This window comes from Faecalibacillus sp. (genome assembly GCF_047023275.1).
Taxonomy (GTDB): domain Bacteria; phylum Bacillota_I; class Bacilli_A; order Erysipelotrichales; family Coprobacillaceae; genus Faecalibacillus.
Genome location: NZ_JBKYAR010000049.1, coordinates 1 through 10801, shown reverse-complemented (window position 1 = coordinate 10801; position 10801 = coordinate 1). Strand labels below are relative to the sequence as shown.

At 29.6% G+C, this 10801-nt stretch carries 16 protein-coding genes and 1 riboswitch; of the genes, 14 read left to right on the top strand and 2 right to left on the bottom strand.

Features of this window, described 5'->3' with window-relative positions; translation table 11 throughout:
• Positions 1-53 precede the first annotated feature (53 nt).
• A complete protein-coding gene (locus ACLVEP_RS12250; protein ID WP_412585168.1) occupies positions 54-428 on the bottom strand; it encodes a GNAT family N-acetyltransferase in 375 nt (124 codons plus the stop codon).
• Positions 429-496: 68 nt separating this feature from the next.
• On the opposite strand from ACLVEP_RS12250, the gene ACLVEP_RS12245 reads away from it, so the two are divergent.
• The 8 genes from ACLVEP_RS12245 (at position 497) to ACLVEP_RS12210 (ending at position 6275) form a co-directional block, all read left to right on the top strand.
• The gene (locus tag ACLVEP_RS12245; protein WP_412585167.1) at positions 497-1585 is read left to right on the top strand and encodes a CapA family protein; all 1089 of its coding nucleotides are present in this window, start codon (positions 497-499) and stop codon (positions 1583-1585) included.
• A gap of 10 nt (positions 1586-1595) precedes the next feature.
• Positions 1596-2135, top strand: a complete 540-nt coding sequence (locus tag ACLVEP_RS12240) for a nitroreductase family protein (protein WP_412585166.1) — start codon at positions 1596-1598, stop codon at positions 2133-2135.
• Positions 2136-2260: 125 nt separating this feature from the next.
• Positions 2261-3133: a class I SAM-dependent methyltransferase gene (locus ACLVEP_RS12235; protein ID WP_412585165.1), complete on the top strand. Its 873-nt coding sequence runs from the start codon at positions 2261-2263 to the stop codon at positions 3131-3133.
• A gap of 153 nt (positions 3134-3286) precedes the next feature.
• Positions 3287-3703 carry a YjdF family protein gene (locus tag ACLVEP_RS12230; protein ID WP_412585163.1) on the top strand — a complete coding sequence of 139 codons (417 nt, stop codon included), beginning with the start codon at positions 3287-3289 and terminating at the stop codon, positions 3701-3703.
• Between the two features lie 88 nt (positions 3704-3791).
• Positions 3792-4397 (top strand): L-2-amino-thiazoline-4-carboxylic acid hydrolase, encoded by a 606-nt coding sequence (locus ACLVEP_RS12225; RefSeq protein WP_412585161.1) that lies wholly within the window; start codon positions 3792-3794, stop codon positions 4395-4397.
• A gap of 95 nt (positions 4398-4492) precedes the next feature.
• Positions 4493-5161, top strand: coding sequence for a class I SAM-dependent methyltransferase (locus ACLVEP_RS12220; protein WP_412585173.1), 669 nt, complete (start codon positions 4493-4495; stop codon positions 5159-5161).
• An 18-nt stretch (positions 5162-5179) separates the two neighbouring features.
• Positions 5180-5512, top strand: coding sequence for an inorganic diphosphatase (locus ACLVEP_RS12215; protein ID WP_412585160.1), 333 nt, complete (start codon positions 5180-5182; stop codon positions 5510-5512).
• A 4-nt stretch (positions 5513-5516) separates the two neighbouring features.
• Positions 5517-6275, top strand: coding sequence for an EFR1 family ferrodoxin (locus tag ACLVEP_RS12210; protein ID WP_412585172.1), 759 nt, complete (start codon positions 5517-5519; stop codon positions 6273-6275).
• 79 nt (positions 6276-6354) lie between these two features.
• Here the strand turns inward: ACLVEP_RS12210 and ACLVEP_RS12205 are convergent, their stop codons facing one another.
• Positions 6355-6837, bottom strand: a complete 483-nt coding sequence (locus tag ACLVEP_RS12205) for a nucleoside recognition domain-containing protein (RefSeq protein WP_412585170.1) — start codon at positions 6835-6837, stop codon at positions 6355-6357.
• Between the two features lie 73 nt (positions 6838-6910).
• Here ACLVEP_RS12205 and ACLVEP_RS12200 point away from each other — a divergent pair, with 73 nt between their 5' ends.
• The 6 genes from ACLVEP_RS12200 to ACLVEP_RS12175 all read left to right on the top strand — a co-directional run.
• Positions 6911-7105 (top strand): hypothetical protein, encoded by a 195-nt coding sequence (locus ACLVEP_RS12200; RefSeq protein ID WP_412585159.1) that lies wholly within the window; start codon positions 6911-6913, stop codon positions 7103-7105.
• Positions 7080-7358: a DUF1697 domain-containing protein gene (locus ACLVEP_RS12195; RefSeq protein ID WP_412585158.1), complete on the top strand. Its 279-nt coding sequence runs from the start codon at positions 7080-7082 to the stop codon at positions 7356-7358. The genes ACLVEP_RS12200 and ACLVEP_RS12195 overlap by 26 nt, the downstream gene beginning before the upstream one ends.
• A 15-nt stretch (positions 7359-7373) precedes the next feature.
• Positions 7374-7616, top strand: a complete 243-nt coding sequence (locus tag ACLVEP_RS12190) for a hypothetical protein (RefSeq protein ID WP_412585156.1) — start codon at positions 7374-7376, stop codon at positions 7614-7616.
• Between the two features lie 184 nt (positions 7617-7800).
• Positions 7801-8103, top strand: coding sequence for a hypothetical protein (locus ACLVEP_RS12185; RefSeq protein ID WP_412585154.1), 303 nt, complete (start codon positions 7801-7803; stop codon positions 8101-8103).
• A gap of 174 nt (positions 8104-8277) precedes the next feature.
• On the top strand, positions 8278-9021 hold the full coding sequence (locus ACLVEP_RS12180; protein WP_412585153.1) for a GNAT family N-acetyltransferase: 744 nt from the start codon (positions 8278-8280) through the stop codon (positions 9019-9021).
• 91 nt (positions 9022-9112) lie between these two features.
• A riboswitch (ZMP/ZTP riboswitch) is annotated at positions 9113-9194 on the top strand.
• 126 nt (positions 9195-9320) lie between these two features.
• On the top strand, positions 9321-10801 hold a 1481-nt coding region (locus tag ACLVEP_RS12175), incomplete at its 3' end, for a formate--tetrahydrofolate ligase (RefSeq protein ID WP_412585151.1).

Sequence of the window (10801 nt, the reverse complement as noted above, 5' to 3'; positions counted from 1 at the left end):
AAGTTTGACTGACATTATTAGGTGTCATTACCAACATTTATCTTGAGTTAGGCTTAATCAATAAAAAAGTTTTCAATTTTATGATCATATGTATAGCCAAGCTTTGTATAAATAAGCATATTGGTCATAGAACTATTGGCTGTTCCAAGTAAAAAAGTTAATTTGTTTTGATAAAGCTTTTCAATATGTTGGATAAGTGCTTTTCCATAACCATGCCCTCGATAATTTTCTAAAGTAAGTAAGTTTTTTATTTCGATGGTTGTATCATTGATTTCTTTTACTGCAATAAAAGCGACAGGTATTTGTTTTTCATAGTAAGCAAACAATCTACCATCTCTTAAATAATTTTCAACAAGGTTAATATTAGGATCGCTTTCGCATAATAAAGTGGCATAGTCTAATTTATTTTCAATAATTTCTTCAATCATGTTTATTCCTCCAATAGAAACATTTTAACATATTTTAGAATATGTTAAAATAAGTTGAGGTGAATTTCATGAATCATAAATTAAATAAGAAAAAAGTAGCAGGTGTTGTGATTTTATTTGTTTTAATAATTATTTTAGGTATCTTTCTTTTTAAAAATATAAATCAATCCACAAAAGAAGAAATACCTAAAAAGACACAAGAAAAAACAGTTCAAAAAGAAGAGAAAAAGAAAGAAGAGCCTGAGGTAAATTTTACAATTTCCTTTGCAGGAGATTGCACACTAGGTAACTATGCTGGACAAGCCTATGATGGATCTTTTAATCAAGAATATAAAAGACAAGGAAATGATCCTACATATTTTTTAAAAAAAGTAAAAGAAGTCTTTGAAAAAGATGATTTGACAGTTGTTAATCTAGAAGGACCTCTTACAACGGCAAGTAATCATCTTGAAAAAGAATTCCCTTTTAGTGGAGCTCCTGAATATACAAAAATATTGACTTCTTCCTCAGTAGAGGCAGTTACCCTCGCAAATAACCATAGTGAAGATTATTATGAAGCAGGGCTTCAAGATACAAAAAAATATTTAGATGAATCTTCTATTGGTCATTTTGGTTATGATGATTACTACATAAAAGAAGTCAAGGGCATCAAGTGTGGATTCCTTGGTTATCGTTCACTTTCAGTATCTATGAATAATGAAAGTGGTCATCAAAAAATTCAAAATGCGATCAATCATTTAAAAAATGAGGAACAATGCCAACTTGTTTTTGTTTATTATCATTGGGGTATTGAAAGACAATATCAAGCTAATGAAGATCAAAGATCACTGGCTAAGTTTACGATTGATGCTGGAGCGGATGCTGTCATTGGTTCGCATCCTCATGTTGTTCAAGGAACAGAAACGTATAATGGAAAGCCTATTGTTTATTCATTAGGTAATTTCTGTTTTGGAGGTAATCGTAATCCAAGTGATACGGATACAATGATTTATCAACTCTCTTATTCTTTTAAAGGAACGACACAAACAGGATATCAAGTACAAATTATTCCATGTTCTTTAACTTCATCAAGAGGAAGAAATGATTATCAACCTTATATTTTAAAAGATGAACAAGCAAGTAGAGTCATGGAAAAAATTAAAAAATATAGCTATTAGGAGATTAAAAATGGATACTTTTCTAGAATTGATTCATAGTAGACATAGTTTTCGTGGAGAATATCAAGAAGTTCCAGTAAAAAGAGAGGATCTTATCAAAATAATGCAAGCAGGAATCGATGCTCCGTCTGGATGTAACAAACAAACAACAAGTTTTATTGCGATTGATGATCCTTATATTTTAAAACAATTACTAAATGTTATTGATCCGCCAATAGGACAAAGTGCACCCGCTGCAATTTGTGTTCTCACTCAACGTATTTATGCGTATCGTGACAAATGTTTTGCCATACAGGATTATTCGGCAGCAATTGAAAATATGTTACTAGCAATCATTGCTTTAGGATATCAAAGCTGTTGGTATGAAGGGCATATTACCGATGAAGATCAAATCGGTAAAAAAATGGCACATATATTAAATGTGCCAGATGATTATGAATTGGTATGCTTTTTGCCAATTGGCATTCCAAAAGAGAAAAAGATTATAAAAACAAAAAAGAAATCATTTGATGAGCGTGCTTGGTTTAATGGTTTTAAGAATTCTAAATAAAAAGAAATGAGAAAAATTTTCCCATTTCTTTCTTTTTTCTACCTCTATATTACCACAAAATGGACATTTTTTCAAGACTGGTCATTTCTGTAAAAGTCCTGTATTAAATATATGGAGGTAATTTTATGGAACAAAATATGACAGCATTAGTAAGTTTATTTGCAAGAGCGTATCATCAAAAAAATAAGGATATTAAAATTTTTGATGATCCACTTTCAACAAAATTAATTACAGAAAAAGAGTATGAAATGATTGGGTTAAATATGTCACAAGGCATTTCATTTTTTAATCCTACTTTTAAAGGAAGTAAGGAAGAAGCATTAAAGTGGATTGTAGATCACCAACTATCACCTTCTGTTTTAGTAAGAAGTGCTTTTTGTAAAGAAGCAATTGAAGGAATGAAAGAAAAGGGATGTCAACAGTATTTAGATTTTGCATCAGGTTATGATTTGTTTGCATATTATTATCAAAATCAAATGCATGTTTTTGAGATTGATAAAAAAGAAGTGATTGAAGATAAAAGACAAAGATGTAAGGATGTTGATATTGAAAATATTCAATTCTTATCAATTGATTTAAGCCAAGAAAATTGGATTAATACTTTATTACAAAGTGATTATCAAGAAACTCAACTTTCAATCAGTAGTATGTTAGGATTAAGTTATTATCTTACAAAAGATGAATTTAAAAAGATGTTAGAACAATTTTCTAAACATCTCTTAAAAGGAAGTCGTCTTGTTTTTGATTATCCAAGTATTCAAGAAAGTAAAGAAACAAAAGTTAATGAAATGTTGGCAGAAGAAGCGAATGAATCAATGAAAGCAAAATATAGTTTTGCTGAACTTAAAGAGATACTCAATCAATGTCATTTCACAATTATTCAACATGAAAATCATCAAACAATGACAGAAAAATACATATCTAATTATAATGTCTATTATAAAGATGATCCTATAAAAGCACCCGAAGGTGTTTGTTATTGTGTAGTAGAGAAATAATTAAAATATGATAAAATAGGATTGCAAAGATAAAAACGCAATGTACAAATTGTACTAGAGCTGGTAGGTAGCCCAGCCGTCTATTTTAATAGGTAAGTAACCTGCCCCTCCGGGTTGTCCATTCTTTGTTTATTTATATAAAGGAGGGTAATCATGGACAAGACAAGTTGTAGATTAACTGTATTTTTTGAAAATCCTTTTTGGGTAGGTATTATAGAATGTAATGAAGATGGAAAATTAACTGTATCCAAAATAACATTTTATAAAGAACCTAAAGATTATGAAATAAGGGATTTTATTTTAAAAAAGTATAATCAATTAAACTTTAGTCCAGCTGTTGAAAATGTTGTAATTGAAAAACAGAAAAGTTATAAAAAAAGACAACGTGATGTTAGAAAACAAGTCCAATTACAAGGAGTTGGAACAAAGTCTCAACAGGCATTAAAATTACAACATGCTAAAAGCAAATCAGAGCACATATTACAAAATAAAAAACAAAAAGAATTAGATAAAATGCGTTTGTTTGCTTTGAAACAACAAAAGAAAAGGGAAAAACATAAGGGACATTAAGGTTTCTTAGTTTTTCTTTTTTAGTTTATGCTAAAATGGATTTGTATTAAAAGTTCTATTGAATAAAGAATTGGAAGGAATAAAAAAGATGAAAGAATCAGTTAATGTAAAAATAATCTATCATTTTTATCATCATGTGGTAAAAGCTGAATTGAAAAGAAGAGACTTTCCAAAAGATGTAGTAAGAAAAATAGGTGAAGAACATCATAAAATTATTCAACGGGCAAAAGATATTGGAAATTCAAGATTATTAAGTTCATATATTATGGGAAGCTATTTTATCGCAATGAATCGAAGTACAGGGAAATCTGCAGAAGAAAACTATGAAATGTTTCGTGATGGACTTTATGCCTCTAAATTATTTCATAAAGTAATAGGAGATGCCAATAGCTATTTAGATCCTAAAAAAATGGCAGGAAGATTACAATGGTCAAAAGAAAGTTATAAACACATTTATGAAAATGATTGGGTCGTTGATATTTTACCAGGAAATGATGAATATGATTTAGGGTATGATTATCATGAATGTGGTATATGTAAACTCTGTCAAGATGAAGGATGTCCTCAACTTGCCACTTATTTATGTCAAATGGATTATGTATTGGCAGATATAATGCATATGAAATTAGTAAGAACAAAAACGATTGCTGAAGGTGCAGACTGTTGCGATTTTAGATATAGCAAATATAAATAAAGGTTAGAGGTAAATTTATGAGTGAATGGAATGCAACAATGTATGATAATAAACATGATTTTGTAGCAGAATATGGAAAGGGACTTTTATAATATATTCCACAAAATGAAAAACAAAGTATTTTAGATTTAGGGTGTGGAACAGGAACACTTACTGTTCAACTTAATAATTTAGCAAAAACAGTCATTGGGGTGGATCAATCTGAAACTATGATTAAAAAGGCTCAAGAACAATATTCCAATATAGAGTTTATAGTATATGATGCATTAGCGTTACCATTTGAAAGTCAATTTGATGTTATTTTTTCAAATGCTGTATTTCATTGGATAAAAGATCATGAAACTTTATTAGATAATATTAATAAAGTATTAAAACCTAAAGGACTATTGGTTTGTGAATTTGGAGCAAGTGGTAATGTTGCAACGATTGAAAATGCTTTTATAAAAGTTTGTCACGATTTGGGATATGAATACAAACCAAAATTTAATTTTCCAACAACAAAACATTTTGCGGATTTATTAAAAAAGAAAGGATTTATTATTGATAAAATTTATGATTATGATCGACCAACACCCTTAAAAGATCATGAAAAAGGATTAGAAAATTGGATGAGACAATTCTTTGCTTCTGAATTAGAAGAAATGTCAAAAGATATCCAAAGTAAAATCATTAAAGAAGTAGAAGCTTTAACAAAGGATAAACTTTGGAAAGAAAATGAATGGATTGCAGATTATCGTCGTTTAAGAGTGATTGCACATATATAAAAAAGAGGGAAAAATAATATGATTGGAGATATCGTTAAAGTCATCGTTGATCGACCACTTGGAAGCCAACATCCTCAATATAAAGAAACATATTATCCTATAAATTATGGTTTTGTTGAAGGAATCATGGCTACAGATGGAGAGGAACAAGATGCTTATATTTTAGGTGTTGACGTTCCTGTAAAAGAGTTTGTTGGGAAAATAATTGCTATTATTCATAGATATGATGATGTGGAAGAAAAATGGGTTGTTGTTCCTCAAGATATGTCATATACAAAAGAAGAAATAAAAAAGCAAGTTGAATTTCAAGAAAAATATTTTAAATCAAAAATCATTATGCAGGAGGGATAGGTAAATAATTTTTTGTTATTCAGGAACAGGGAATAGTCGCTATATAGCACAAAGAATTGCGGATGAATTACACGAAAATATAATAGATTTAAATGAAAAAATTAAAACAAATAATTATTCGTCAATAGAAACAGGAGACAATGTTATCCTTGTGGTTCCGACTTATGCTTGGCGTATTCCAAGAATTGTTTCCAATTGGCTTTATAAAACAGAATTCATTGGGGCAAAACGTATTTGGTTTGTTATGAATTGTGGTAGTGAAATTGGAAATGCCTCAAAGTATAACGTAATGCTTGCAAATGAAAAACACTTGAATTATATGGGAACAAAACAAATCCTTATGCCGGAAAACTATATTGAGATGTTTAATGCTCCACAATTAGAAGAGGCAAAAGAAATCGTAGAAAAAGCAGATAGAGATATAAAGGAAACTATTAAATATATTAGAGAAGGAAAAGCTTTTTTGAAACCACGTCATAATCTTTATGATTGTTTTATGAGCGGACCTGTTAATCCTCTTTTTTATCATTTCTTTGTTAAAGCGGATGCTTTTAAAGTAAATAATACATGTATTGGTTGCAATCAATGTGTTAAGAAATGTCCGTTGAATAATATTCAACTTATTGATGGAAAACCTGTTTGGGGAAAGAACTGTACGCATTGTATGGCTTGTATTTGTTATTGTCCACAAGAAGCCATTGAATATGGAAAGAAAAGTGTTGGCAAAACGCGTTATCGTTTTGAACAATTGAAGATCAAATAAGATTTTATAATGAATAAGACCTAATTATGCTTTTGTATAATTAGGTCTTATTATGTAGTAAACATCTTTTAATAAAATATTAGAATAATAACAATGCAATATGATAGATAATACAAGCGATTTTTAAAGAAAAGATAGTATAAAATATACCTATTTTAGCGGTCCATTTAACTGAATGTGTTTCTCTTGCTGTGGCAGCAAGGGCGCTTACACAAGGCATATTAAAACTAATGGCATAAATGATAGCGAGGCCTTGAGCTTTAGTAAAATGGGTGGCTAAAATGGATGAAATTGCTAATGAACTTCCTACCGTTTTTGCACCGAAAGTTGAACTTACAATATTTCCACCAGAACCATAAAATGTATTTAAGACACCTAGTAATGATTCTTTAGAAATGGCAGATGCACAAAATGCTAGAAAGGCTTGCCATTTTAATCCAAAGAATTCTGTTACGGGTTCAATTAAAATTCCTATTTTATATAAAATGCTTGTTTCTTGACTACCACCAAATCCATAGGTTAAAACGAAGAAAACGATAGATACTAATGAAATAACTCTGATTGCTCTAAAGAAAATATCAAGCGTTCTTTGAAAAGTTACTCAAGAAATTGTTTCAAAGATGATGGGAAAGACCATGGATGATTTTGGTAATGAAAAAGTTAAGTGTTTATCTCAAAAAGGTGCTGTTTTATATGAGGGCTTGGAAGAAACTCTTAAAATATTATCTTTGGTTTATAATGATAAAGGCTACGTTTGTAGTCTTTATTTATATGTTAAAATAGAGTTAGATAAGGAGTGGTTATATGAAAAGATATATGGCTTTGCTTAGAGGAATTAATATCAGTGGTAAAAATAAAGTAGTGATGGCTGAATTAAAAAAAGAATTTGAAAGTTTGAAGTTTGAAGATGTTAAAACTTATTTAAATAGTGGAAATGTTATTTTTTCAAGTCGAGAAAATATTGAAAAGATCACAAAACAAATTGAAGAGATGTTAAAGAAAAACTATGATTTTAAAATACCTGTTTTTGTTTTAGAACAAGAAAAGCTAAAAGATATTTTAGAACATGCACCAATTTGGTGAGGTAGTGATGATAAAATGATTTATGATAATTTAATATTTATGATTCCTCCAGTCACTTTTAAAGAAGTTTTTGAAGAAATTGGTGAAGCTAAAGAAGGATTAGAAAAAATTCAAAATTATAAAGATGTTATTTTTTGGTCATTTAGTCGAAAAGATTATCAAAAAACAAACTGGTGGCCTCAAACAGCAAATACAAATGTTAGTAAAAAGCTAACAATTAGAACGGCTAACACGGTTAGAAAAATTGTTAGAATGTAAACAAATATTGATACGTTATTTATAAAAATAGTATCTTTTTGTTTAAAAATGGCTTTAACTAATTCAATTAGTTATAATACTAATATAGTTAGTTGAAGAGGATACTATGACTGAAACAAGGATTATAGAAGTAGCTATGGAAATTATCAATCAAGAAGGGTTTGCCAATTTATATTAAAAAAAAGTGGCTAAAAAATTAAAAATAAAATCTCCGTCTTTATATAATCATATTTCTAATTTAGAAGATTTAAAAAATAAAATTAGTCTCTATGGTTGGAAACAATTAGAAGAAAAAATGCTTCTTTCTATTGTTGGGGAAAGTGGCTATGAAGCTATAAAATGTATGGCATATGCTTTTTATGATTATACAACAGAAAATAAAGGAATCTTCGAAGCAATGCTTTGGTACAATAAATATATGTCAGAAGAGGGAAATCAAGTAACACATAATACTTTTGATATACTTTTTAAAATACTTAGGAAGTAAAATTTAAGTGATGAAACGATAAACCATTTTATTAGAACACTTAGAGGTTTTTTAGAAGGCTATGTACTACTTGTAAATCACCAAGCTTTTGGACATCCTCTTTCTACTCAAAAAAGTTTTGATTTTTCAATAAATGTTTTAATCAATGGTGTGAAAAATATGGAGGGAAAATAGATGGAAGAATACATAAATATCACTTTAGATAATATTGATCAAGAACATATTTGTTGCGCTATAAGTGATAAAAAACATTCAGAAGGTGTTTTTAATAAAAAGGAATGGTTAAAAAAGAGAATAACAGAAGGTCATGTTTTTAGAAAACTTAATGTTCAAGGAAAAGTATTTGTTGAATATGCACCTCTAGAAAAAGCATGGGTTCCTATCGAAGGTAATGGTTTTCTATATATTTATTGTTTATGGGTTTCGGGAAAATTTAAAGGTCATGGTTATGGTAAGCAATTATTGGAATATGTTATTAATGATGCTAAAAAGAAAGGAAAACAAGGTGTTTGTGTAATATCTTCTAAAAAGAAGAAATCTTATCTGGCAGATAAAAAATTCTTTTTAAAATATGGATTTGAAGTTGTTGATCAAATTGAAGATTATGAATTATTATCGTTATCTTTTAATCATCAAAAACCTTCTTTTTGTAAAAATGTTAAACAAATGATGATTGATTCAAATCATATAACACTATATTATTCACCACAATGTCCTTTTACATTGAATTGTATAAATGAAATTAAAGAATACATAAAAGGTTGTAATATACAAGTTGATTTTATTAAAGTTGATACTTTGGAAAAAGCAAAAAACATACCATGTATTTTTAATAATTGGGCAGTTTTTAAAAATGGAAAATATATTTCACATATTTTGTTAAATAAAAAAGGTTTTGAAAAATTATTAAATGATTAAAAAGAATGATAGATTGTTGGAAAATTGATTTTTTAGATAAAATAAAAAGCATTTTGGTGTTGCTAAAAGAGATATTTTTTGATATTATGCAGTTAAGTTATACGACTGACGGAAGTGGAATAAACCACAGGGAGTATAATCGTGTAAAAGAGTCGACCGTCTGGGCTAAGAATAGTCTGGATGAGTGGGCTCTTTTTTTGGTTGACAGGTAAAATAACTAGTTTCATATATTGTCTTGTAATATAATGAAAGTGGTTAATAGAATCAATCAAAAAGAAAAAAAGAAAGGATGAACGACAATGTTAACTGATGTAGAAATTGCACAAAGTGCAAAGATGAAACCGATTGTTGAAATTGCTCAAAAAGTTGGTTTAGATGAGGATGATCTAGAATTATATGGAAAATATAAAGCAAAGATTTCTCTTGAAGCTATTAAAAAACTAGATCAAAACGAAGATGGGAAATTGATCTTAGTAACAGCAATTAATCCAACACCTGCAGGTGAAGGGAAAACCACAACAATGATTGGATTATCACAAGCACTTAACAAATTAGGAAAGAAATCTGTAGTTGCAATGCGTGAGCCATCACTTGGTCCATGTTTTGGAATCAAAGGTGGAGCTGCTGGTGGAGGATATGCGCAAGTTGTTCCAATGGAAGATATCAATCTTCATTTTACAGGAGATATTCATGCAATCACTGCTGCAAACAACTTAATTGCAGCGATGCTTGACAATTCCATTCATCAAGGGAATCCACTTAATATCGATGTAAGACAAATCGTTTGGAAACGTGTGGTTGATTTAAACGATCGTGCATTACGTCATACTGTTTGTGGACTTGGTGGTAAAGTAAACGGGGTTCCTCGTGAAGATGGATTTGATATTACCGTTGCTAGTGAAGTTATGGCAATTCTTTGTTTAGCGACTTCTTTAGAAGATTTAAAACAAAGAGCTGCAAAAATGATTGTCGCTTATACTTATGATGGAAAACCAGTTACTGTTGATGATATTGAAGCAACAGGAGCGGTAACACTTTTATTAAAAGATGCGATTAAACCAAATTTAGTTCAAACTTTAGATCACACACCAGTATTTGTTCATGGGGGTCCATTTGCAAATATTGCTCATGGATGCAACTCAGTTATGGCTACCCAACTTGCTATCAAGTTAGGGGATTATGCAATTACTGAAGCCGGATTTGGGGCTGATTTAGGAGCTGAAAAATTCCTAGATATTAAATGTCGTCAAGCAAATTTAAATCCTGAAGCAGTTGTTATTGTTGCAACTGTTCGTGCTTTAAAAATGCATGGTGGTGTTGCTAAAAAAGATTTAGGAAATGAAAATTTGGAAGCTTTAAAAGCTGGTTTAGGAAATCTAGAAAAACATATTGAAAATATTGCAAAATTCGATTTACCTTGTGTTGTTGCAATTAATGCTTTTCCAACAGACACAGAAGCGGAACTTCAATTATTAAATGAATGTTGCAAGAAGCTTGGTGTTGAAGTAGCTATTAGTAAAGTCTGGGAAAAAGGTGCCGATGGTGGAATCGAACTTGCTGAAAAATTATTAAATATTTTAGAAACAAAAGAAGCTAATTATCATCCACTTTATGATTTAGATTTACCAATTGAAACAAAGATTGAAACAATTGTTAAAGAAATCTATGGTGGAGATGGTGTTGAATTTACAAAGAAAGCAAAAAATAAAATTAAAAAATATACAGAACAAGGATTAAGTCAATTACCAATTTGTGTTGCTAAAACACAATACTCATTATC

Bases quoted from the DNA above. Each gene is read 5' to 3' on its own strand.
- ACLVEP_RS12250 (WP_412585168.1), bottom strand. From the start codon at position 428: ATGATTGAAGAAATTATTGAAAATAAATTAGACTATGCCACTTTATTA.
- ACLVEP_RS12245 (WP_412585167.1), top strand. From the start codon at position 497: ATGAATCATAAATTAAATAAGAAAAAAGTAGCAGGTGTTGTGATTTTA.
- ACLVEP_RS12240 (WP_412585166.1), top strand. From the start codon at position 1,596: ATGGATACTTTTCTAGAATTGATTCATAGTAGACATAGTTTTCGTGGA.
- ACLVEP_RS12235 (WP_412585165.1), top strand. From the start codon at position 2,261: ATGGAACAAAATATGACAGCATTAGTAAGTTTATTTGCAAGAGCGTAT.
- ACLVEP_RS12230 (WP_412585163.1), top strand. From the start codon at position 3,287: ATGGACAAGACAAGTTGTAGATTAACTGTATTTTTTGAAAATCCTTTT.
- ACLVEP_RS12225 (WP_412585161.1), top strand. From the start codon at position 3,792: ATGAAAGAATCAGTTAATGTAAAAATAATCTATCATTTTTATCATCAT.
- ACLVEP_RS12215 (WP_412585160.1), top strand. From the start codon at position 5,180: ATGATTGGAGATATCGTTAAAGTCATCGTTGATCGACCACTTGGAAGC.
- ACLVEP_RS12200 (WP_412585159.1), top strand. From the start codon at position 6,911: ATGGATGATTTTGGTAATGAAAAAGTTAAGTGTTTATCTCAAAAAGGT.
- ACLVEP_RS12195 (WP_412585158.1), top strand. From the start codon at position 7,080: ATGAAAAGATATATGGCTTTGCTTAGAGGAATTAATATCAGTGGTAAA.
- ACLVEP_RS12190 (WP_412585156.1), top strand. From the start codon at position 7,374: ATGATTTATGATAATTTAATATTTATGATTCCTCCAGTCACTTTTAAA.
- ACLVEP_RS12180 (WP_412585153.1), top strand. From the start codon at position 8,278: ATGGAAGAATACATAAATATCACTTTAGATAATATTGATCAAGAACAT.